Origin of the sequence: Stecheria intestinalis, from assembly GCF_009696165.1 — a bacterium.
GTDB classification, from domain to species: Bacteria; Bacillota_I; Bacilli_A; order Erysipelotrichales; family Erysipelotrichaceae; genus Bulleidia; species Bulleidia intestinalis.
The window spans coordinates 229931-252716 of sequence record NZ_VUMN01000001.1; the positions used below are offsets into that span (position 1 = coordinate 229931).

Consider the following 22786-nt stretch of genomic DNA (forward strand, 5'->3'; position numbering starts at 1 on the left):
AGGACAGCTGAGTGCTGCCCTTTTCAGATGCTTTGATGCTGTGCCTGGATCAGCTTTTCCTTGAGGCCCGTATTGCGCACATGCCGCTCCAGCGTGCTGATACCCTGAAGGAAGGCCCCCTTCTCACCTAAGAGAACCAGCGACTGTCTGGCCCGGGTCACTCCGGTATAGATCAGCTTTCTCTGCAGCATGTAGTAGTACTGATACGTCATCGGCATGATCACGATCGGGTACTCGCTGCCCTGCGCCTTGTGGATCGAGATGCAGTATGCAAGCGTGATATTCCGGAATCCTTCCGGATTGTATTCGACATAATTGTCATCTTCAAAGCGGACGACCAGAGCAGGTTCATGGTTCTCGGTCTCTGTCCTGTCATAGATCTCGACCAGCTCGCCGATATCGCCATTCGAGATCCCGTCATCGGGCTGATTCTTCAGCTGCAGAATCTTGTCATGAAGACGGAAGGTCAGATATCCGACTTTCAGTTCAGGCTTGGAAGCTTCGGGCGGATTGAAGCACTGCTGCAGCGCGTTATTCAGCACGTCGATGCCTGCCGGTCCGCCGTAGATCGGACTGAGCACCTGGATGTCATTCATGTCATAGCCCTTATCCAGGGCACTTTTCACGACGGCTAATACCCGGTCTTTAATCTCATACCTGGAGCATTCCAGGAACTTCACATCGTGATTGAGATCAGAGAAATCAGCCGTTCCGTCATGAATCTCATGTGCCAGGCGGATCACATCGCTGCCTTCTTTCTGCCGGTAGATATGGCTCAGGCGGATCAGCGGAAAGCAGCCGCTTTCAATCAGATCGCGCAGCACGCTGCCTGGTGAAACAGACGGCAGCTGATCTTCATCGCCGATGACGCAGATCTTGCGGACATGGCGGGATGCCTTCAGAAGGTTATAGAACAGCCAGTTATCGACCATGGAGAACTCATCGATGATCAATAGGTCTGCGGAGAGCGGTTCTTCTTCATTCACGCCGAACGTATTGGTTTCAAGGTCCCATTTCAGCAGCGAATGAATCGTGACTGCTTCCGTTTCCGTCGTTTCGGAAAGATGCTTTGCGGCCCTTCCGGTCGGAGCCGTGCAGACGACGGTGCTGCCCGGATAAATCACCCGGAACAGCGTCACAAGAGCCCGGACTACGGTCGTTTTGCCGGTTCCCGGTCCGCCGGTCAGGATCAGAAACGGATTCTGAAAGAACGTATGCACTGCTTCCCGCTGCGAATTGTCATAGGTGATCTGAAACCGGTTCTCCAGATCGCCGAGATATCCGTTCACGGATTCTTCCAAAGCAGGCTCCAGTTCTTCTTCCGGAAATGACGCCAGGAAGGAACTGATGAATGATTCAGACTGATACTGCGAGATCGGGTAGACCCGATTCTCTTCCAGGACGAGCTGATTGCGGAATACCGCCCGGGACAGGAGATCTTCAAACTCATAGGAAAGGCCATTCATGGCTTTATCGAAATTAGCCTGCAGAGTCTCTTTGAGCACATAGGAATCTCCTGACGAAACACAGAGATCCATGCACAAGGAAATGAGATAGGCATAGAGCCGGCGCTCATCATCCCGGGCAATGCCGAGAGAATCTGCAATCTTATCTGCAGTCTTGAATCCGAAACCGTCGCATTCCTCAATCACACGGTACGGATTCTCCCGGATCTTCTCGAGGGCATCTTTGCCATAGGCCCGATTCAGCCGGATCAGGTTTCGCTGGCCGAGGCCATGGATATTCAGAAAACGCACCAGATCCTGCATGCGGTCAGATTCCTTCTGCAAGCCTTCCGTAATGACCTGGATTTTTTCATCAGAAAGACCGGGAACCTGATGCAGTATCTCAGGATTCTCCCGGATTTCCTTCAGGCAGTCTTCACCGAGGGCATTCACGATTGCCTTGGCAGTCTTCTTGCCGATGCCAGGAAACTGGATCCCGGAAAGATAGCGGATGATCCCCTCTTCTTCATCCGGAAGCGGACGTTCCATTGACTGGATGGCGAACTGCATGCCGTATTTCGGATGTTCGACATAAGTCCCGTAAAGCCGGGTCAGGATATCTGTTTCAACGGAAGGAAGAATTCCGGTGCAGGTGATGACTTTCTCAGTTTCATCCTGAAGCCGGAACTTCATCACGGTATACATCGTGGCATCATTCCGGTAGACGACATAGACGATCTTTCCGGTCAGCTCGATCAGCTTTCCATCATCCATTCGCACGCTCCCGGATCTTCTGCATCAGGTCTTCGCCATTGCGGAATACCTGATCGATGACACCTCCGCCGATGACGCGGTCGCCATCATAGAACACTGCTTCCTGCCCAGGTGTCATGGAGCGGATGAGCTGCGGGTAAGTTACTTTCAAAGTCGTATCATCGATCCGTTCAATGCGGCAGTCCTGATCCGGCTGCCGGTAGCGGAACTTGCCATGGCAGTCTGCAGGCTCAGTGAAATCCATGAGCCAGTTCATGTCCTTCACGATGCAGGAATCGCTGTAAAGCCACTCCGGATGCGCTTCATCGGTCACATAAAGCTCATTGGCATAAATATCCTTGCCGACCACGTAATACGGGCCGGTGCCGCCGATATCGAGTCCTTTTCTCTGGCCGATCGTGTAGTAGAGGACGCCTTTATGTACTCCGACGGTTCTTCCGTCAGCGATATCGATGATTTTTCCCGGTTTCATCGGCAGATAGTTGCTCAGAAATTCCCGGAACTTCCGTTCGCCGATGAAGCAGATGCCGGTGCTGTCTTTTTTCTTCGCGATGCTGAGATCAAGGTCTGCGGCAATCTTCCGCACTTCCGGCTTGTCGATGGAACCGAGCGGGAACAGCACATGATCGAGAACATCCCGGTGAATCTGGCAGAGGAAGTAGGACTGGTCCTTGTTGCGGTCATCAGCCTTTTCAAGCACATGGGCCCCATGATAGAAACCGAGCTTTGCATAATGGCCGGTTGCGACGACCTCAAAACCATGTTCCTTCCCGAACTTCATGAAGCTGTCGAATTTGATATACCGGTTGCAGAGAATGTCCGGATTCGGAGTTCTGCCTTTGCGGTATTCCGACAGGAATGTTTCGAATACATCATTCCAGTATTCCTGGATGAAATCCACCCGCAGCAGCGGCAGACCGAGTTTCTCTGCCACGGATGCTGCATCGGCATAATCTGCTTCCTGCGTGCATACCGGATCATTCAGCGTCGGGTTTCCCTGGATATCATCATTTGTCAGAGAATCCCAGTTGCGCATGAAAGCACAGGTAACCTCATATCCCTGCTGCTTCAGAAGATAAGCGGCGACCGCAGAGTCGACGCCGCCTGACAATCCAACCATCACTTTCATATCGCAATCAGTATAAAACAAAACTGAGGCTTATGCCTCAGCCTTTGCTCCGGATGACGGTGCCTTCTGCAGGGCAGCTTCCCGGACATGTCCGCATCCATCGTAATGGATGCAGTCCTTGGAACATGGAGTATCTGCAATTCTTCTCAGTTCTTCCGGGATAAAAACGCCGATCTCTTCGGAATCATATCCGACCTGGAAGCTCTTCTCATTCAGGATGATCGGGCGCTTCAGAACACTCGGATTCTTCTTGATGAAAGCGATCAGCTCATCGGTTGTCATCGAGTCGATGTCGATATGATTCTCCTGGATGACCTTGGACCGCTTGGAGACGATATCATCGCTGCCGTTCTCACTGCGCATCAGCAGATGCTTGATCTCATTGTCATTCAGAAGGGTCTTGAAGATGTTTTTCTCAATGAACGGAAGATTCCGGTCTTTGAGCCATTGTTTCACTTTTCTGCAGCTGGAGCATCCCGGTGAAGTATATACCACTATCATTCCATTGCCTCCTTTTATGCGTCAGTATAGCATTTCTTTCTTCTGTTTGGATGTGCAAACTGACAGATCTGTCTAAACAGGAATATGAAGCACCGCCGTCGAGATCGAGAAGTAGACAAGCAGCGAAATCGCATCGATGATCGTCGTCAGCATCGGCGATGCAACCACGGCCGGATCCAGACCGAGCTTGGAGACCACCAGTACGAGCGTTGCTGCGATGCACTTGGAGAAGAACACCGCGCAGATGATCGTCATGCACACCGCAAACGCCACCGCCGTGCTCACCCCGTCTAAGAGCATGCATTTGGCAAAGTTCGCTGCTGCAAGCGTGATTCCGCACAGCAAGGCAACCCGCATCTCCTTGAAGACGACTTTCCAGTAATCGCTGAAATGCACTTCATCGAGCGACAATGCCCGGACCACTTCCACCGAAGCCTGCGAACCGGCATTTCCGCCGGTATCCATCAGCATCGGAATATAAGACGACAGCACGATATGCGCACTCAGTGCCGTCTCGAAGCTCGTGATGATCCTCCCGGTGAAGGTCGCGGAAATCATCAGCAGCATCAGCCATGGCACCCGCTTCTTCCATGTCTCGAAGACACCGGTCTTCAGATACGGCTTCTCGGTATCGCTCGGGACGATGCCGGCCATCTTCTCGAGGTCTTCAGTCGTCTCTTCTTCGATGATGTCCATGACATCATCGACCGTGATGATGCCGACCATCCGGTTCTCCCGGTCAACGACCGGCATGGAAGTCAAGTCATATTTCTTGAACTGCTGGGCTACTTTCTCCTGGTCGGTGTTCGTATTGACCGAGATGACATCCTCTTCCATGATGTCTTCAATCGGCTGTTCCGGTTTCGCAAGAACCAGCGACCGCAGGGATACTGTCCCTAACAGCAGACGTTTGTCATTGAGCACATAGCAGGTGTTGACCGTCTCGGAATCCATTCCGATCGAGCGGATCCGGTCCAGGGCCTGCGCAACATCCATTGTCAGCTTCAGGTCCACGAACTCGACTGTCATCACCGATCCGGCAGAATCATCCGGATACTGAAGCAGATGATTGATATCATTTCTGGTTTCCGGCTTGGCATTGGCCAGCAGCTTCTTCACGACACTGGCGGGCATCTCTTCCAGGAGATCTGCCGCATCATCGGCATACAGATTATCGATGATCGTGCCTGCTTCCTTTTCGGAAAGCGAGGTGATAATGTACTGCTGACTGTCCGGCTCCAGCAGAGAAAAGACATCTGCAGCAAGCTCTTTCGGGAACAGGCGGAACATCTTCAGCATGTCTTCGTCTTCCATCTGTTCCAGCATCGCTGCCAGATCTGCTTCATTCATATCCTGCGCCCGGCCGCGCAGAGCTGCATACTGCTTGTTTCTCAGAAGTGAACGGAACAGTTCCAGTTCCTTTTTCTCTTCCAGTTCATCCATGGCATATTTCCTCCAGACTGTGGTTTCATGAACGTTCGCAACGGAATCGGACTAGGATCTGTACTCATGAAAACCACCTCCCTTCGAATGCCTTCTTAAATTCTAATTTTCCCGGTATCGGCAAGTCAACAGAGAAAAAAGGGTTCTCCCCTTTTCCTACTCCAGCGGCTTCTGGTAGTAATTGCCGATGATCTTCTCGACCGAATACATCGTGATGAACGCATGCGGATCCGTCGCATGAATCATCTCGATGACCTGCTTGACCTGATACGTATTCAGTGTGATCAAGAGCAGCCAGTGCGGCTTATCCGTGAACCCGCCCTCGCATGGAATCTTCGTGATGCCATGACGGCAGGTATGGAATACTGCTGAGCATACTTCATCCGGCATATTCGTCACGACTTTGAGCTCTGTCGAACGGTAGCGCTGATGCATCGTATTGACCATCTGCGTCGAGACAAACTGGAAGATGATCGAATAAAGCGCCCGGTTCCAGCCGAAGAGATATCCTGCGATGCCGAGCACTGCGGCATTGGCAACCATGATGTAATTCCAGGTCGGCCGGTTGAGCTTCTGCGATAAGAAGATCNCGATAAAGTCAGTTCCTCCGGAACTGGCGTTGTTGCGCAATGCGATGCCGATCGCAAAGCCGTTGATGACGCCGCCGAACACCGAAATGAGCATCGGTTCGCTCGTGATCTCCATGACCGGGAAGATGCCAGTGAACAGAGAAGTCAGCGAGAACCAGATCAGCGATAATAATACGAACTTATGACCGATGCGGTTCCAGATGAATACCGTCGTGATGATATTCAGCAGAAAATAGATCGGAGAGAACGCGATATGAAACCGGGTATAGTTGATCAGCACCTGCGAGATCAGCCGCGCGATGCCGGCATAGCCGCTCGGGAACAGGTTTCCGGACTTCACGAACGTATTCATGCCGAACGAATAGATGGCTGAAGAAAGCACGACCATCGCGATATAGAGCAGGTCTTTCTTTCCGAAACTTTCCTTCAATGACTGCTTGGAATCACTCATATCGTATTATTTCAGGCAGCTTTCTCTGCTGCCAGAACCCCTTTCAGAAATTGTCTGCAGCGTTTCATCTGCAGTCTCAGAACCTTCGGACTGACTTCCGCAGTGACTGCGGTTCCATCCGTGAACAGGATGTTCATATGCCAGTCATCCAGGGCCTTCACTTTCAGAATCTCGTTATACGAGATCCAGAGACAGTCCGGATTCCGTTCCGGCGAAAGGACAGGCATCAGCAGGATCAGAGGCTTCTCGCTGACAAGAACCGGAATCTTCTGCACCGCTCCGGTAAAGTACCGGAACGATTCTCTGCGTCCCTCAATGGAAGACCCGTGGACCAGACACCACTCTGCAATCAGCGATCGGGAAGGTCCCTCTCTGAATTCTTCGCCGCCGCCATGATACAGAACTCTGGTCTTCTGAGCTCCGCTATCATACTGCACCATCAGAATCTGTTTCAAGCAGAAGCTCCTTCAGTCCTCATAATAAGGACCCTCCTCTTCCTCATCGCTGTCATCATCCGCGTCATCATAGTACTGGTAATATCGTGCTTCCAGGCGCCGGATCCGCGCTTCCCGGTGCTTGACGGATACTGCATAAAGCTCATAGAACCCGAAAATCACGAGAGCCGCAAGAACTGCCACCGAAAGAAAGTCGCTCACATTCTCAATCATATGAGCCCATTATAGCACGCAGGAACGCTGCAGAAAGTCACTCCCCTTCTGCACTTCTTCTCTGGAAAGTCCGGGATAGCCAAGCTGTCTTTCCACTTCATACATGCAGATGGCGGCAGTGTTGGATACATTCAGACATCTGGCATCCGGTTCCATGGGAATGCGCATGCAGCGGTCAAGATGATTTCTCAGGATTTCTTTGTCAATGCCGGTGCTCTCTTTTCCGAACACCAGATACAGATCCTTCTCTGCAGAATAGGAGAACGAATCCGGAGTCTTCGTGCCATACCGAGTCGTGAAGTAATATTCTCCCGGATGGCTCTCATAGAACGTCTGCCAGTCCGGCCAGACGTGATACTCCATCTTCCCGATATAATCCATGCCGGCCCGCTTCAGATGCGCTTCATCCAGGTAGAAGCCAAGCGGCTCGATCAGATGCAGCACCCAGCCGAACGCTGCACACGTACGCATGATATTGCCGGTATTCTGCGGAATCTCCGGCTCATACAGCACTGCATTTCTCATTTCTGCTTCTCCTTTTCACCCGATAGATCAGAACCCACGATGTGCCAAGAATCAATAAGAACCAGAAGATGACGCGGAACACGAGATCGCTGAAGAAATTCTCCGGATACAGGTTGATCATGATGCTGACATTCGGGTCCAGCAGCCAGTAGTCATTATCAAAGAAAAACTGATGGAATGAAGTCCAGAACGAATTGAAATCAGCAGCGCCGTACAAGCCGATCGCTCCGACCAGCATCAGCACGAACACTGCCCCATTCTGAAATCCTGATCTCAGCAATCCCAGGATGCTCATCCGTTTCCGGTTCAGAAAATAAACAAGAACCAGAATTCCTGATCCGGCCGCCACAAGCCCGTTCCGCAGGGCGATTGCCTGCTGATACAGCGCCCGCACATCCTTCATATGAATGGTTTCACGTTCATCATAGACTTCCCGTACCGTGCCATTCACTTCTGCCTTATAGACGATATCATCGCGTTTTCCGCGCAGATAATCGAGCAGCACATCTGAAGCCGCCAGATTATCCTCGCTGTTCATGCCAGTCGCAGCACTGGTATCGTTGTCCTGGAATTCCTTCACGTAGAACGAATGATCAAAGCTGCAGACATCGATCACCGTGAACAGCAGTCCCAGGACCAGACAGAAACAGGCAAGCGAAGCGAAGAATCTAATGAGCCTCATGGAGCCAGTTCTCCAGCTTCCGCAAAGCCTTTCCCCGATGTGAAATCGAATTCTTCTCTTCCTTGGTCATCTCTGCCATCGTCTTCTTCAGAGGCGGATAATAGAAGATCGGATCATATCCGAATCCGTTTTCTCCCTTCGGTGCTTCGGCAATCTCGCCATCCACCGTATCCGCAAACACGACCGGTTCCTGACCGGGTCTGGTCAGGGCGATCGCACATACATACCGGCATCTGCGATCAGAAGCACCTTTCAGGTTCTCAAGCACAACCTGATTCTTATACGTATAAGGTGTATCATGGCCAAGCCATCTGGCACTGTGCACCCCCGGTTCATCGTTCATCGCACGGATCTGGATCCCGGAATCATCCGCAATCGCTTCGATTCCGAACTGATCGGTCACTGCCTGTGCCTTGATGACCGCATTCTCTTCAAACGTAGTACCGGTTTCTTCCGGTTCCTGATAACCCTGAAGGTCCTTCAGACACTTCACGGTATATCCTTCCGGTTCCAGCATCTGCCGGAATTCCCGGATCTTTCCCTCATTTCCGGATGCGACGACAATTACTTTCTTACTCATACTCTGATTTCTCCCTCATATAGATCTCAAATGATTCCTGGCGGTATTCTTCTAGAGCTTTCCGGAACGATTCCTCTTTCATAGAAAGCCTGACTCCATGGATCAGCGGATTGATCATCCGCTTCTTGCAGGATACCTGCAGCCAGCCTGCTGCTTCTGTTCCATGATCCGAGAATTCCAGTTCATGGAGAGCCGTGAATGCATCCCATTCCTTTTTCAGACTGCTCTGCTTCAGCTTCCCGATGACTTCCGGTTCGGTGGTCATGAAGTCTGCCCGGGTCAGAACTCCTTCTGCAAGCGCCTGCTTCAGAAGCCTGGCCAGACGCTCCATGCCATAGCGATCTTCCGGAGCACTGTATACTTCAGAACACTTCAGGGCAAGCAGTCCGAACTTCAGGCATAGTTCCTCAGTCTCAAATCCGTATTCCGGATTTCCATGTTCATCTTTCTGAATGGATAGATCGTTCCAGAACTGATTCACGAGACTCTCTTCGGCAAATCCGTAGTTGATCAGGTTTCCCATGGTATATTCCAGCCGGTCCGCACACAGTTTGGGCGAAGCATTATCAGCCAGCGGGTACTGATGATAATCTTCAGCTGCAGAGAGCGGAATCTGTTCAGACTCCAGAATGTGGCAGAGCGCCTGGCTGTTATGGATCACGGTACCGGTCAGTGCTTCAGTGGATTCCTGGGTTTCATAATCCCCGTTCAGAAAATCAATCACATGCGAGAATACCGGGGTGGCGATGTCATGGAATAAGCCCGCATACGATATGGCTGGATTTCCGGTCGTCTTCCAGAGAATCCAGGCAGTTCCGATCGAATGCTCCAGACGAGAATATGGACTGATAGAGACAAAGTTCGGATAGGATGTATAGTTCATGCCGCAGTTCATATCAACCGCCCCGATCCGCTGCATGGCATCCGTACGGACCGCATTCTGCATTCCTTCCGGCAGTTCCGCCAGCATGCGTTCATACCGCTCGTTCATGCAAGAATGCTCCAGAACATGGCGATGACCAGGGCCGGAAGCAGATTTGCGACCCGGATCTTATGTCCGAACAGCAGATTCACGCCGACGCAGAAAATCAGCACGGATCCTACGGTCGAAAGCGCCCCGATCATCGTCTCATTGATGGAAGCTGCCGCCGCATGTGCAGCCAGCGTCATGACGCCCTCGAAGATGCCGACCGGAAGAGCGGAGAATACACAGCCTTTCCCCATCGCCGCAGTCATGATCAGGATGATCATGAAGTCGAGCACCGCCTTGGCAGCAAGGATCGAATAATCGCCCTGCACGCCATCTTCAATTGAACCTACTACTGCCATCGCCCCGATGCATACCGTGAGGCTGGCCGTGACAAATGCATTGACGAAAGCCTGATCGTCCGCATTCCCTGATTTCTGCTTCAGCCATTCTCCGAATGACTGCATGCGGTCTTCCAGGTTGATCCACTCGCCGAGAATCGAGCCGATGGCCATTGAGCCGATCAGCATCATCGTTCCTTGAGTGGTGATGGATCCGTTCTCAATCTTCAGAAGCCCTTCCATAGCCCCCGAGATTCCAAGAAACATCGTGCTGACGCCGACCGCACTGATCAGCGTCTCCTACATGCGCTTAGGAAAACGGGACCCGGAAAACAGCCCGATCAGTCCGCCAAGGACGATTGCGGCAACATTAATCAGGGTTCCCATTCAGAACCTTGATCTGACAGGAACGCATTGTTTCGATGGCTGCCTGATGGCTTGCCGGGGTCACGCCAGCACAGCAGGACGCATCGACGGAAATCGGAACCTCCGGCATATTCGCTTTCAGAAGCAGTGCGTTGCTGACAACGCAGATATCTGTGCAGAGTCCGATGAGCTCAATGGAAACCGGTTCTTTCTGGTTCAGCATCTTCAGCTGTTCTGCCAGCGTCAGAGACCCGAACGTCGGCTTATCGATGATGACTGCATGCTTCTCCTTCAGTGCTGCTGCAACTTCCGGGACAATCTCCCACCCCGGTGTGTTCCTGACGCAGTGAACCACCGGAAGATGTGTTCCTTCCTGGGTTTCCAGATAGTTTTCTTCATGGGTATCTCTGGTCGCATAAACCGGTCCGTCCCAATTCTGAATCTTCTTCACGACATTCTGGACAATGCCTTCTGCTTCCTTTGTGCCAAGCGATCCGTTCACGAAATCCACCTGCATATCAATGACTGCAAGAACCTGTTTCACGTGCCTAATGCCTCCTGTCATGCCTATCATTCTACTGCGAATCTGCAGCAAATTTGTACTTGCATTCCTGCCTTTACCCGGTATAATAATTCTTGCGCATTGGGATATAGCCAAGCGGTAAGGCAACTGGCTCTGAACCAGTCATTTCGGGAGTTCGAATCTCTCTATCCCAGCCATATCTTCAGAAAACGGACCTGACCGCAGGTTCGCTTTTTTATATTCTCCCTATTTCATTGAATCCATAGACCTTTCAGAGTAAAATTACCATGTTTGAAAAGGAGTTCAATAAGATGGCTATTCGTACAAGATTCGCCCCCAGTCCGACCGGGTACATGCATATCGGCAACCTGCGTACGGCTCTGTGGGCATATCTCATCGCAAAGAAAGACCCTCAGGGTGTTTTTATTCTGCGGATTGAGGATACCGACCAGGGACGTCTGGTCGAAGGTGCTACTGACATCATCTACAAGACCCTTGCGGCCTGCAATCTGAAACATGATGAAGGACCGGACGTCGGCGGACCGGTCGGACCGTATGTGCAGTCCGAACGCGTTAAGAGCGGTCTTTACATGAAGTATGCAAAAGAGCTGATCCGCCTGGGCGGTGCGCATTACTGCTTCTGCGATGAATCGATGATCCAGGCGCAGAAGGAAATCCAGGAAGCCCGCGGCGAGTCGTTCAAATATGATGATCCGTGCAAGAACCTGACGGTAGAAGAAGCAGAAGCACGCATTGCGGCTGGTGAGAAGTTCGTCATCCGCCAGAGCATTCCGGTAACCGGAACGACTTCATTCGATGATGAAGTGTTCGGACATATCACCGTGGAGAACAGCACGCTGGATGAATCCATCCTGATCAAGAGCGACGGCTTCCCTACTTATAACTTTGCCAATGTCGTCGATGACCATCTGATGGGCATCACGGATGTTGTCCGCGGCATGGAATATCTTTCTTCCACGCCGAAGTACAATCTGATCTATGAAGCATTCGGCTGGGATATTCCTCGTTACATCCACTGCCCGCCAGTCATGAAGGATGAGCACCAGAAGCTCTCCAAGCGCAATGGCGATGCAAGCTTCCAGGATCTGGTTGCCAAGGGATATCTGCCGGAAGCGATTCTGAATTACATTGCGATGCTCGGCTGGTCTCCGGAGAGCAACCAGGAAATCTTCACGCTGGATGAACTTGTTCAGGCATTCAATGTGAAGCATATCGGCCAGTCCGGTGCAATCTTCGATCCGGTAAAGCTCACGAGCATCAACGGCATCTGGCTGCGCAACATGGATCTCGACAGCTATTACAATCTGATTCACCCGTATATCGATGAAGCAGTCAAGGGAGACTTTGACAAGAAGAAGATTGCCAAGGTAGTCCAGCAGCGTGCCAATACGCTCAATGAGATTCCGGGAATGCTCGACTTCTTTGATACTTTCCCTGCTTATTCCGATGATCTGTATGTCAACAAGAAGATGAAGACGGATCAGACCGTTGCGCTGGAGTCCCTGAAGGCAAGCAGAGAAGTGCTGGAAGCCATTCCGGAAGCAGAATGGACTGAAGACAACCTGCATGCAAAGCTCATGGAACTGCCGGCTAAGCTGGGCCGCAAGAACGGCCAGGTGCTGTTCCCGCTGAGGCTTGCGATTACTGGCAAGCAGTTCACCCCGGGCGGCGCAATTGAAATCGCAGATATTCTCGGCAAGGAACGTACGCTGGCACGTCTCGATCAGTCGATTGCACAGCTGGAGCAGAAATGAAGTCAGAACTGATCCGGGATCGCAGCATTCTGGATGAATTCGTGAAGTCTTCTCCTTCCGTGCATTACATGAAGACTTCGATGTGGGGAGAATTCCGCAGACAGACCGCAAAGGAAACGTATGAGATGCTCGGCTTCTATGAGGAGGACGGCACACTCAGAGCGACTGCAATGGTTCTGCTTGGTTCCTTCATGGGACATTCGTATGCCTATGTTCCATGGGGCCCTGCGATGGACTACACGGATGAATCGCTCCGTAAAGAAGTGTTCACCCTGCTGAAGCAGTACGCAGAGCAGAAGCAGGTGACATTCCTCAGAACGGATCCGAATGTCGTCCGCTGCCATCATCAGATTGACGGACCTGTCATAGATGACGGCTTCTCGAATGAAGCAGTTACAGAAGAACTGAAGCAGCTCGGCTATCGTCATAAAGGATATGGCTATGCCTACAATGGCAGCTGGACCAACCGCTTCACGCTGATCGCAGATCTTTCCGGATCGATGGATGAGATTGTATCTCATTATGCAAAAGCCAGAAGAACCAGTCTGAACCGCCATCGGATCATCGGGGTTTCGACAAGAATCGGAAGCGAAGCAGATCTTCCTGCCCTGATGGAATTCGAAACCATGCTTGCAGAGCAGGATGGCTTCAAGCCTCATCCGAAGAAGTTCTTTCAGGCCCTGCTCGAATCCTTCGGCAATCATGCAGTCCTCTATGTGACGGACATCAATCTCCGCCAGATGGTACAGGGAATCGAGACTGAGCTGGAGTCCGGCAAGTATGATAAAGATCCAGAAGCGAAGGCTTCCAAGGAAAAGCAGCTTGCCCATGCTGGCGATCTTCTGTCAGAATACGGTGCATCCGTGCCGATCGCCTGCGGCTTATTCATCCGGTACGGGAGAATGTCCTGGGATCTGTATACGTACAACCACAAGGAATTCAGTTTCGTCCAGCCGGTCGACAATCTCCATCGGTTTGCGATGGAAGATATGAAGTCCCATGGTGTCACCAGATATGACATGTGCGGCTTCTCCGGTGTCACGACGAAAGATGATCCGGAATACGGCCTGTATGCATACAAGAAGAGCTTCGGCCCGGAGTTCATCGAGCAGATCGGTGAATTCGATTATCCGGTGAAAGCAAAAGGCTATGAATCCTTCCTGAGGCAGAAGGATTTCGAAGTAAGAGCCCGCCATAAGTGGTGGAAGATCGCTTACCGCAGAAAATAAAAAGATTTGATTCCTGAACTGGAGTCAAATCTTTTATTTTTCGCTGCCTCTGATTCTTGCGGCGGTTTTCAGAAGCTTCGGATATACTTCATCAAACAGATGATACATCGGCGCATTCAGAACGAAATTAAATTCTCCGATATATTCCTCGATCTGAATCGGCCAGGCACTCTTGAACTGCGTCAGGCCGTCATCCAGCGTTCCTTCAATGCCTCCGAAGCTGCAGTAAGGAATATGGTGCTCACAGCAGTAATCAAGGAACTTCGCATAGAGATAGTAATTGGCCCGCACCCGCATATACTTCGTGTTGTTGCCCATGTAGAAGAATTCCATGCGTTTCTCATTGAAGCAGACCAGCTTGCCGCAAAGCACGACTTCGTCTTTCCCTTCTTCTTTCCAGTCAGTTTCATTCCGGGTCAGTTCCTGCTCTGCATTATGCAGTTCCTGCGTGAGCCTTGCAGTTTCCTTCTTGCCTGAAGCGTTTTTCAGCGCTTCCGTGCACTGAGAGATCTCCTGTTTCAGGCGCTCTTCCTGGTGCGCGAAGTTCAGCGTAGCGACGGCGACAATCGCATGATCGCCGAACGCATTCACCATGTTGCGGAAATATTCCTCGTTGCGCAGTGCAACTTTCTGTCTGGTCTCGGTGTAATGCATGGCTTCCGCAAACAGGTGCAGATACTCATGCCCGAAGTGCACTTCAACCCCTCGCTTTTCCGCAGTCCGGATGCTCTGGCGCGTATTCTTTACCAGACGGCTTCGCCAGTCTGCATCAACATTCATCGCTGCATTGAAGCGCGGCTGGGTAGCTTCAGAGATCATCTTCGTGAAGCCCTTATGCTTTGCCCCGAGCGACTTCAGATAATCGATGACGTCGTTATTCTCATAAGCATGCGGAAGATCTTTCTCCGTGAATGGATAGCAGCGGCTGAGCAGATCCGGATCAAAGCGCAGTGCAATCGCATGATGAGACTTTGCAAAGGAACAGAGCTGCTTCAGATAGAAGGAAACAAGATCCCTTCTGGAATAATTCATGACTGGTCCGCGGGGAATATAAGCAAGCGTATGCCATGGCGTCAGTCGGCGGAACAGAATCAGTGCCGAAGCAATCATCGTTCCGTCTTCACTCACGCTCGTGAAATAGCTTTCCCAGTTGTTCTTGACTTTCGCCCATGGAGAAGTCTGATAGAGGGTATTCTGGTCAGACGCAATCACAAATGCATCGACAGCTGAAGGATCCGCATCGGTATGAAACTCAAAAGCCATAGAACTCCTTTCCATAAAAAAGCACCGGGTTCTCCGGTGCGATATCTGATGGTGACGAGTACGGGATTCGGACCCGTGAATGTCGCCTTGAGAGGGCGATGTGTTAAGCCGCTTCACCAACTCGCCATGCATAGGAACCAGACGGTTCCTATTATACACGATTTACGCAGCTTTGAGTGCGTTTTTTGCAGTCTCTGCGAGATCAGTAAATCCTTTCTCATCGTGGATTGCGATTTCGCTGAGCATCTTGCGGTTGATGTTAACACCTGCAAGCTTGAGACCATGCATCATCTGGGAATAGCTCAGATCATTCAGTCTTGCGGCTGCGTTGATTCTGGCGATCCAGAGCTTGCGCATCTCACGCTTGGTCTGCTTTCTGCCTGCAAACGCATACTTCTGCGAATGCATGACCTGCTCATTGGCTGTCCGGTACAGAAGATGCTTGCTTCCGAAATAGCCCTTCGCAAGCTTCAGTACCTTTTTACGACGGTTTCTCGTCGGTGTAGATCCTTTGACTCTCATCTTGCTATGCCTCCCTGATTAACCCTGCAGCAGCTGGCTGTTGCGCTTTGCATCCGTCTTGTCCAGTCCGGTATAAGCTGCCAGGTGCTTCTTCTGCTTGTGCGATTTGTTTGCTGCGAAATGGGATACATAGTTGTGACGGACCTCGACTTTGCCGCTGCCAGTAACCTTGGTGCGCTTTGCATAAGTCTTCTTGGTCTTCATCTTGATCTTCTTCGGTTTTCTAGCCTTTGCCTTCATAGCTGTTTCCTCCTGAACTACTTTCTCTTTGGCGACAGCACGATTGACATCGTATTGCCTTCCATGGCTGGTGCTTTATCCACCTGTGCCAGATCGGAGATCTGCTCGATAAACTTGTTCATGACAGATTCGCCCACTTCTTTGCGGGTGATCATACGTCCTCTGAAACGCATATCCACCTTGACCTTCTGGCCATCCTCGATCCAGGCTCTTGCCTGCTTGAGTTTGGTATCGAAGTCATGCTGGTCGATCACCGGCGATAGACGAAGCGGCTTGATTTCCGTCACATGCTGCTTCTTCTTCGCCTCCCGGGCTTTCTTCTGCTCGTTAAAGTGATATTTTCCGAAATCAAGAATCTTGCAGACCGGAGGCTTGGCGTTCGGTGCAACACAGTAAAGATCAAGTCCCATGTCATAAGCCTTCTGGATAGCTTCCCGTCTCAGCATCGTCCCGAGCTGTTCTCCTTCCGGACCGATTACCAGAACTTCGTGAAAATGGATATTCTCATTGACCAGCTCTTCAGGAACATTACGTTTCGGTTTAATATACTTCAAGCATTACCTCCTGTAAAGAAAGCAGGTACAGAAGCCGCACCTGCCATAATAAACCATACGATTCATCGGCATCGACCCAGATCCCCTAGGACCTCGGGTGAGAAGCGGCGCTTCTGCTTTCCGTTTTCTGTTACCTGTATACAATAACAGCCTGGCTTCAGGCTGTCAATCATTTTTTCAGATTTCAAATCCGATGACATTCACCGATACTTCGGACGGCTTGAAGCCGGTCATGAAGACGATGTTCTCATAGATCCGGTTCTGAACAAGACCGCATGTCGCATTGACATTCGCCCCGTACTTGACCCGGATGTCTGCGCTGATATGAAGCTTGTTCTTTTCTACCCAGACGTTCACCGGCTTGTTGAACTTGGTGTCTTTCAGGGAAATATTATCGATGTCACGGACCGAAATCTCAGAAATGGATTGGAATACCGATTTGTTGATCACGATTCTTCCGTATTCCGAGCTGTCTTTCAGTACCACATAATCCTGTGCCATAGCTTTCACCTCTCTGCCAGTAAATTATAGCAAGATTGAAACTTCATTGAAACAGCATTGCAATCTGATGTTTGAGGCCGAGCTGTTCATCCGAGACTGCCTGTTCGAGCATTTCGTAGCTGGAATACTCTGCTTCTGCTTTTTCAATCGTCCTGCGGAAGATCGATGCAATCTTCAGAAGCGAGTCTTCATGAATGATTTCGATCGTTCCCTGTTCCACCATTCCTTCGGCAAGGCTGGTCCGGCAGAGCCTCCTTGCCTGTTCTGCTTCTTCCGGATCCCAATCTGCAAATCTGCTTTCGTACCAGCCGGGCTGGATGAGCAGCCGGGACAGGACCTCGGCAAAATCATTCAGACATTCCAGATTCGGTGCATCCTGGATTGCGAACAGGACTGTGAAGAAGGCATGCCATTCAAAGTCGGTGTTGATCACGGAGAGAAAATAGAATCCGATCCGATTGCAGAACGGGTCCGGATGCGTGAATTTCCCTTCCATCTCAAGACTGCTCCGGAAGTCCATCGGCGAATTCTTCAGCATGTTCAGATGCTCCAGAAATTCCACCATCTTCACTTCGTTGTTATTTCCATTCAGGAAGTAGCGGATATAGATGTACTGGGCAAGAATTGCCGCATCCTTGCGGAAATCGAAGGTGAAGCCGACTGATTCCCTCATTTTCAAATGGACCAGCTCATTGATCGAATTTGCAGTCATGCGCTTGAATCCGGTGGCATCCATGCCGATCACTGTCCGTTCCGATTCCGCATGAATCTGCGTGTATACGAGATCCAGCTGGTGGTCGACAACATCGAGATTGTCTTTGATGGAACCGAGAACATTCTTGATGAACCGGTCTTCGGAAAGCATTTCCTGATTCTTGTAGACCAGCTCATGCTCGATCTCGCTCCAGAAGCGGTGAACCAGAGACTTGATCTGCAGTTCGAATGCGACTTTCCGGTTTCCTTCTGCCAGACAGTAGCCGTCAATCCGGTAGATCGCATAGCCATTGCGCTGCAGCTGCGGCTGGGGCATATGCAGGTTGAGAAACACCGGTTCATTTCCGCGGAAGCGGGAATACGTTTCCTGGCTGTCACAGAACTCATAGAACAGCGTCTGGTACAGGTCGGTTTCATTGCGGATGAACTGGCAGTCAATCGTGATTCCGACCAGATCGTGGATATTTGCCAGGGCTTCTTCCGGGGTGCTGAAGTTCAGATAATATTTATTCCGGAGCAGCTTTTCGCGCAGGGATTCTGCGGATTTCACGCGGGTGCGGATGCCGATGACAGCAGGATTGCCAGAAGTCAGTTCTTCTGCCGCCTTTCTCAGCATCTTTTCCGCAGAGAAAAGCAGAGGTTTCTCTGCCTCATACAGCTCCATGGTCTGATCAATGAATTGAAATAGCTCAAGTCTCATTTCAGGCGAAGTTCCTTCGGGTATCTGTTTTTCAGAATTGCCCCATCTGCTTTTCCGAAGCCTAATGCATGTCCATGCCAGCATACTGCGGTATATCCCTTCCCGGTACATGGAATCGTCATGCCGGAAAGATACGGACGGACTTCGGAATCCTGCAGTTCCATTTTAACAGGAAACGGATGATCCGAAGAAAGGAATAATGCATGGTCCGGTTCAAAGCGGTCTTTCTTCACTTCCCCAAGCAGCACCTGATGGCGGAGCAGTCTGCAGGTTCCTGGCGAAACAAACGGGAATGTCCCGCCATACACCTTATTATGATGGACATACGTGTACGGATAGGAAATCTGCTTCAGAAAATCCTCTGCTGCCCTTGGCATCGGTTCGCTCTTCAGGAGGGCTGAACAGTATGAAGCCTGTGCGTCTGTTTCCTTGCGGAAGGAAGCGATGAAGTGGCCTTCGCCGCCATCCATCGGAAAGATTCTCCGGCACATGGAAGTTCCGGAACCAAGCTCAAACCCGGGTCTTCCGAATGATGCCTGAATGGGTTCCAGCTTCATGAATGGATATTCTGAAAGCAGCCAGGAGACATTCTCCTCATTTTCTTCCAGGGAGAAGGTGCAGGTGCTGTAGACCAGTCTTCCGCCTGGCTTCAGGCAGTTCAGTGCACTGCTGAGAATGGTGCGCTGGCGCTTTGCACAGCTGAGCACGCTCTCCGGGCTCCATTCTTTTTCGGCATCGGGATTCTTGCGGAACATGCCTTCGCCGGAACATGGCGCATCACAGAGCACCGCATCGAAGTATTCCGGGAAGGATTCAGCGACCTGAGCCGGATCGGCATTGAGCACCATCACGTTCTCAGCACCCCACCGCTCGACATTCTCGACCAGGATCTTTGACCGGCCAGGGTTGATCTCATTGGCAGCCAGCAGGCCTTGATTATGCATCAGACCGGCAATCTCCGTAGTCTTGGAACCAGGGGCAGCACAGAGATCAAGAACCTTCATGCCAGGCTTTGGATCGAGCACGCTCACGGCACTTGCGGCACTTGGTTCCTGCAGATACAGAAGACCTGCCGCATGGACCGCGGTTGCTCCGGCTCCGCTCTGTTCCGGAAGATAATAGGCATATTGCGCAAATGGAGTCGGATATTCCGGATATCCGGTCAGACGGAAAAATTCCTCTGCGGATGTCTTCAGAGGATTGATGCGGTATCCCCTTCGCGGAGATTCCTTCATTGCCTGTTCAAATGCCGGATATTCCTCTCTCAGAAGATCCTTCATCCGGGCTTCGAATTCCGGTTTCATGCGTGTTCCAGCTTCCGCACAGAACGCACATCCTGTTCCAGCTGCATGATCAGATTGTCTTTGCTCTGAAAATGGATCTCAGGACGCAGATAATGCGAGAAACGCAATGTCAGCATCCTTCCGTAGAGATTTCCGGAATAGTCCAGAATATGTGCTTCGAGAGACAGACGCTCCGTATAGTTCATCGTCGGATTATGACCGAGATTGATCATCGCCGGATGACGGATGCCGTCAATCAGCACCGAACCCGAATAGACCCCTGGTTTAGGAGTGAGGTATTCCGGAGAAATCTGGATATTGGCGGTTGGAAATCCGAGCGAAGTCCCTTTGTGGCGGCCCGGAATGACTTTGCCTTCCATTTCAAACGGATGCCCGAGGAGACGTTCTGCTTCTTCGATTTCTCCATGTTCCAGCAGCTTCGAGATTCTCGTGCTGCTGATTTTATCGCTGCCATCTGCGACTTCTTCCACGACTTCCACCCGGAAACTGCCATACTGTTTCAAGGTCTCAGAGTCTCCTTTTCCCTGGTATCCGTAATGGAAATCATAGCCGCAGACGAGACCGGAGAGATTCAGCTGACCGAGTACCCGTTCTGCGAATTCTTCGGGAGAAAGATCTGCCATGGCTTTCGTGAACTCCAGGATGCAGATATTCTCGATGCCGTAGGAAACCGCCAGATTGATTCTCTGGCGCATCGTCGTGATGTGTTCAGCATCGGCGGGACTCATGCCCTTGATCGTCACCCATGGATCAGGTTCAAACGTGATCAGGGCAGATTCGCAATGCAGTTCCTGAGCCAGCTCTTCCGTCCGATGGATCAGTGCCTGATGGCCCCGGTGCATGCCATCAAAATAGCCGATGCATGCCGCAAGCGGTATTTTTGGTTTTCTTGGATGTTCCAGATCGATCCGAATCATGCGCATATTCAGAAAAGCCCTCTCTCGCAGTGATAGAGTCCATCGTCACGTTTCTGATATGCCGCAAGGATCTTCTTACTGCCGTCTATGATGATAACCTCGTTTTCCTCTCGGTCAAGCTTCAGCGGCCGGCCATGCAGAACAGATTCCGGATCCTGTATGGATACCAGGGGAAGCGAGGGTTTCAGAACCTGATATGGTTCTGCATAAACCGGATCTGTTTCCAGCTGTTCAAACGTATTGGCATCAGACAGAGAAAGTCCTTCGATGCCGGTTCTCTGCAGGGCACTCATCGCCGCATATTCGCCGATCAGGTTTCCGAGATCCTCGATCAGGGTCCGAATGTAGGTACCCGAAGAGACGATGGCATCCATCGTCCAGGTTTCTTCATCCTTTTTTCCGATGGAAAGCGAATTGACGGTCACAAGCCGGCCAGGACGTTCGACTTCCTTCCCTTTTCTGGCATACTCATACAGCTTATGGCCGCCCACATGGACCGCACTGTACATCGGCGGAATCTGGATGATCTTCCCTGTCAGCGACCTGGCTGCTTCGTTCAGCTCGTCGATAGAATGATCGGCAGGGGCTTTTCTATCAAGCGGTTCACCGAACACATCCCCGGTCGAATATTTCGTTCCGAGGCGGAATTCTGCCAGGTAATGCTTATGATCGCATGCACAATACGGGGCAAGCTTCGTGTATTTTCCGAGCAGGATGATCATAAGACCGGAAGCCTGAGGATCCAGGGTTCCGGTATGTCCTGCTTTCTTTTCATGAAAGATGTTCCGGCAGCGGCGGACCGCGTCAAAACTCGTGATGCCAGCCGGTTTCTGAATCAGAAGTATGCTATCCATAACCTTGTGCATTATACCTGTTTTGCGGCCTTCTTGTAAAATCACGGATTTCATAATTATGAATCTTTTTTCAGAAAACAGGTTGACATTCTTACTGATTCCGCTATATTAATTCCGTAAAACAAAACAGCATAGAGGTAGCGGCGCAGAAGAGTACCATGCAGAGCCGGCGGGCATTGAAGCATGGGAAAGGCAATCGCCGCCGAACGCAATCTTCCGGCAGGAACCTGTGCGTGGGAGTGCAGAAAAGATCTGCACTACTCCTTCAGTAACTGAAGTGGCGCTATCGGATATGGATTGAACTCATCAAGGCCGTATGTGATAGCATACGGTTTTGTTTTGATGAGGAGGAATGAACTTATGAATCAGATTATCCGTATTTCCGCGATCACTCTCTCCGGTGCACTCCTGCTTGCCGGATGCGGCTCTTCGAGCGCTGBATCGGCGTCCGCTGCAGCAACCGCAGCTTCTTCTGCATCGGCAGATTCCGGAAAGCAGACGCTCAGGGTCGGCATGGAATGCAACTATGCACCGTTCAACTGGAGCTCGACAACCAAGAGCGATACTACTCAACCGATTTCCGATGTGGACTACTGCGATGGGTATGATGTTGTCATGGCAGAGACCCTCGCCGACAAGATGGGCTATGACGTGCAGATCGTCAAGCTCGACTGGGACAACCTGATCCTGTCGCTGCAGAACAATCAGATTGATGCGATCATCGCCGGCATGACGGATACGCCGGACCGGGAAAAGGAGATTGACTTCACTACTCCTTATTATGTATCGGAAGAAGTTGTTATCGTCCGTGCAGACAGCGATCTTGCCAGCATCACGGATATCCAGCAGCTTTCCGGCTACAAGGTCCAGGGCCAGATGAACACGATCTATGATGAAGTCATCGATCAGATCCAGGGTGTCGATCATCAGCCGGCAGCTGAAACCTTCCCCGCTTCGATCCAGGCTCTGCAGGCTGGCGGTGTCGATGCTGTGGTTTCCGAACTTCCGGTTGCCAACGGTGTCGTCGCAGCTAATCCGGATCTTGCGATCGTACGGTTTGAAGAAGGCCATGGCTTTGAAGCAGATTCTTCTGTTTCCATCGGTGTTTCCAAGGACAACACGGATCTGAAGGACAAGCTGCAGAGTGCCCTTGATACGATCAGCGAAGACGAACGCCAGCAGATGATGCAGGATGCGGTGGATCGTCAGCCGGCTACCGAAGAGTAAT

Annotated in this window: 25 protein-coding genes, 2 tRNA genes and 1 riboswitch; of the genes, 4 read left to right on the plus strand and 23 right to left on the minus strand. The window is 51.2% G+C overall.

All coding sequences use genetic code 11. From position 1 onward, the window contains the following. Positions 1-23 precede the first annotated feature (23 nt). From recD2 to FYJ51_RS01175, 13 genes are all read right to left on the minus strand, one after another. Complete coding sequence (recD2, locus tag FYJ51_RS01115) at positions 24-2219, minus strand: SF1B family DNA helicase RecD2 (RefSeq protein WP_154502267.1); 2196 nt, start codon at positions 2217-2219, stop codon at positions 24-26. Further along, a complete protein-coding gene (mnmA, locus tag FYJ51_RS01120) occupies positions 2212-3348 on the minus strand; it encodes a tRNA 2-thiouridine(34) synthase MnmA (protein ID WP_154502268.1) in 1137 nt (378 codons plus the stop codon). Before mnmA ends, recD2 begins: the two co-directional genes overlap by 8 nt. Before the next feature lie 30 nt (positions 3349-3378). Further along, positions 3379-3849: a Spx/MgsR family RNA polymerase-binding regulatory protein gene (locus FYJ51_RS01125; protein WP_154502269.1), complete on the minus strand. Its 471-nt coding sequence runs from the start codon at positions 3847-3849 to the stop codon at positions 3379-3381. A 72-nt stretch (positions 3850-3921) separates the two neighbouring features. Beyond that, entirely contained in the window at positions 3922-5292 is a 1371-nt protein-coding gene (gene mgtE / locus FYJ51_RS01130; protein WP_105303773.1) for a magnesium transporter, read from the minus strand. 156 nt (positions 5293-5448) lie between these two features. Beyond that, on the minus strand, positions 5449-6333 hold the full coding sequence (locus FYJ51_RS01135) for a YitT family protein (protein ID WP_154502271.1): 885 nt from the start codon (positions 6331-6333) through the stop codon (positions 5449-5451). A gap of 11 nt (positions 6334-6344) precedes the next feature. Continuing rightward, positions 6345-6788 (minus strand): competence protein ComK, encoded by a 444-nt coding sequence (locus FYJ51_RS01140; protein ID WP_105303775.1) that lies wholly within the window; start codon positions 6786-6788, stop codon positions 6345-6347. 12 nt (positions 6789-6800) lie between these two features. After that, positions 6801-7001 (minus strand): hypothetical protein, encoded by a 201-nt coding sequence (locus FYJ51_RS01145; protein ID WP_105303776.1) that lies wholly within the window; start codon positions 6999-7001, stop codon positions 6801-6803. A 9-nt stretch (positions 7002-7010) separates the two neighbouring features. After that, positions 7011-7526, minus strand: a complete 516-nt coding sequence (locus tag FYJ51_RS01150) for a tRNA (cytidine(34)-2'-O)-methyltransferase (RefSeq protein ID WP_154502273.1) — start codon at positions 7524-7526, stop codon at positions 7011-7013. Then, positions 7504-8208, minus strand: a complete 705-nt coding sequence (locus FYJ51_RS01155) for a TIGR01906 family membrane protein (RefSeq protein ID WP_154502275.1) — start codon at positions 8206-8208, stop codon at positions 7504-7506. Before FYJ51_RS01155 ends, FYJ51_RS01150 begins: the two co-directional genes overlap by 23 nt. Beyond that, positions 8195-8788 carry an XTP/dITP diphosphatase gene (locus FYJ51_RS01160; RefSeq protein ID WP_105303779.1) on the minus strand — a complete coding sequence of 198 codons (594 nt, stop codon included), beginning with the start codon at positions 8786-8788 and terminating at the stop codon, positions 8195-8197. The genes FYJ51_RS01155 and FYJ51_RS01160 overlap by 14 nt, the downstream gene beginning before the upstream one ends. Next, the gene (locus FYJ51_RS01165; RefSeq protein ID WP_105303780.1) at positions 8781-9779 is read right to left on the minus strand and encodes an HD domain-containing protein; all 999 of its coding nucleotides are present in this window, start codon (positions 9777-9779) and stop codon (positions 8781-8783) included. The genes FYJ51_RS01160 and FYJ51_RS01165 overlap by 8 nt, the downstream gene beginning before the upstream one ends. After that, positions 9776-10390 carry a DUF554 domain-containing protein gene (locus tag FYJ51_RS01170; protein WP_408022616.1) on the minus strand — a complete coding sequence of 205 codons (615 nt, stop codon included), beginning with the start codon at positions 10388-10390 and terminating at the stop codon, positions 9776-9778. The genes FYJ51_RS01165 and FYJ51_RS01170 overlap by 4 nt, the downstream gene beginning before the upstream one ends. Positions 10391-10466: 76 nt before the next feature. Then, a complete protein-coding gene (locus FYJ51_RS01175) occupies positions 10467-11006 on the minus strand; it encodes a cysteine hydrolase family protein (protein ID WP_328597258.1) in 540 nt (179 codons plus the stop codon). Between the two features lie 100 nt (positions 11007-11106). Between FYJ51_RS01175 and FYJ51_RS01180 the strand changes: the two genes are divergently transcribed. The 3 genes from FYJ51_RS01180 to FYJ51_RS01190 all read left to right on the plus strand — a co-directional run bounded on the left by FYJ51_RS01180 (position 11107) and on the right by FYJ51_RS01190 (position 13989). After that, positions 11107-11182: transfer RNA gene (locus FYJ51_RS01180), tRNA-Gln, on the plus strand. Positions 11183-11296: 114 nt separating this feature from the next. Then, positions 11297-12760 carry a glutamate--tRNA ligase gene (gene gltX / locus FYJ51_RS01185; protein WP_154502279.1) on the plus strand — a complete coding sequence of 488 codons (1464 nt, stop codon included), beginning with the start codon at positions 11297-11299 and terminating at the stop codon, positions 12758-12760. Continuing rightward, entirely contained in the window at positions 12757-13989 is a 1233-nt protein-coding gene (locus FYJ51_RS01190) for a lipid II:glycine glycyltransferase FemX (protein WP_154502282.1), read from the plus strand. Before gltX ends, FYJ51_RS01190 begins: the two co-directional genes overlap by 4 nt. A gap of 33 nt (positions 13990-14022) precedes the next feature. Here FYJ51_RS01190 and FYJ51_RS01195 read toward each other — a convergent pair whose 3' ends face one another. The 10 genes from FYJ51_RS01195 to truB form a co-directional block, all read right to left on the minus strand. Continuing rightward, the gene (locus FYJ51_RS01195) at positions 14023-15252 is read right to left on the minus strand and encodes a peptidoglycan bridge formation glycyltransferase FemA/FemB family protein (protein WP_205946095.1); all 1230 of its coding nucleotides are present in this window, start codon (positions 15250-15252) and stop codon (positions 14023-14025) included. 49 nt (positions 15253-15301) lie between these two features. After that, positions 15302-15378 (minus strand) — tRNA-Glu (locus FYJ51_RS01200). A 36-nt stretch (positions 15379-15414) separates the two neighbouring features. Further along, on the minus strand, positions 15415-15774 hold the full coding sequence (gene rplT / locus FYJ51_RS01205; RefSeq protein WP_105303785.1) for a 50S ribosomal protein L20: 360 nt from the start codon (positions 15772-15774) through the stop codon (positions 15415-15417). 18 nt (positions 15775-15792) lie between these two features. Then, positions 15793-16014 (minus strand): 50S ribosomal protein L35, encoded by a 222-nt coding sequence (gene rpmI / locus FYJ51_RS01210; protein WP_105303786.1) that lies wholly within the window; start codon positions 16012-16014, stop codon positions 15793-15795. A gap of 17 nt (positions 16015-16031) precedes the next feature. Then, complete coding sequence (gene infC, locus FYJ51_RS01215) at positions 16032-16568, minus strand: translation initiation factor IF-3 (RefSeq protein WP_105303787.1); 537 nt, start codon at positions 16566-16568, stop codon at positions 16032-16034. Between the two features lie 177 nt (positions 16569-16745). Next, entirely contained in the window at positions 16746-17069 is a 324-nt protein-coding gene (locus tag FYJ51_RS01220; RefSeq protein ID WP_105303788.1) for an Asp23/Gls24 family envelope stress response protein, read from the minus strand. Between the two features lie 43 nt (positions 17070-17112). Continuing rightward, positions 17113-18483, minus strand: a complete 1371-nt coding sequence (locus tag FYJ51_RS01225) for a hypothetical protein (protein WP_167836522.1) — start codon at positions 18481-18483, stop codon at positions 17113-17115. After that, positions 18480-19787: an NOL1/NOP2/sun family putative RNA methylase gene (locus tag FYJ51_RS01230; protein WP_105303790.1), complete on the minus strand. Its 1308-nt coding sequence runs from the start codon at positions 19785-19787 to the stop codon at positions 18480-18482. The genes FYJ51_RS01225 and FYJ51_RS01230 overlap by 4 nt, the downstream gene beginning before the upstream one ends. Then, positions 19784-20710, minus strand: a complete 927-nt coding sequence (gene ribF, locus FYJ51_RS01235; RefSeq protein WP_154502288.1) for a riboflavin biosynthesis protein RibF — start codon at positions 20708-20710, stop codon at positions 19784-19786. The genes FYJ51_RS01230 and ribF overlap by 4 nt, the downstream gene beginning before the upstream one ends. Before the next feature lie 2 nt (positions 20711-20712). Further along, positions 20713-21558 (minus strand): tRNA pseudouridine(55) synthase TruB, encoded by an 846-nt coding sequence (truB, locus tag FYJ51_RS01240; RefSeq protein WP_205946096.1) that lies wholly within the window; start codon positions 21556-21558, stop codon positions 20713-20715. Positions 21559-21682: 124 nt separating this feature from the next. Further along, positions 21683-21852, plus strand: a riboswitch (Lysine riboswitch). Positions 21853-21918: 66 nt separating this feature from the next. On the opposite strand from truB, the gene FYJ51_RS01245 reads away from it, so the two are divergent. Next, positions 21919-22785 carry a transporter substrate-binding domain-containing protein gene (locus FYJ51_RS01245; protein ID WP_205946097.1) on the plus strand — a complete coding sequence of 289 codons (867 nt, stop codon included), beginning with the start codon at positions 21919-21921 and terminating at the stop codon, positions 22783-22785. The last annotated feature ends 1 nt before the right edge of the window (position 22786 follow it).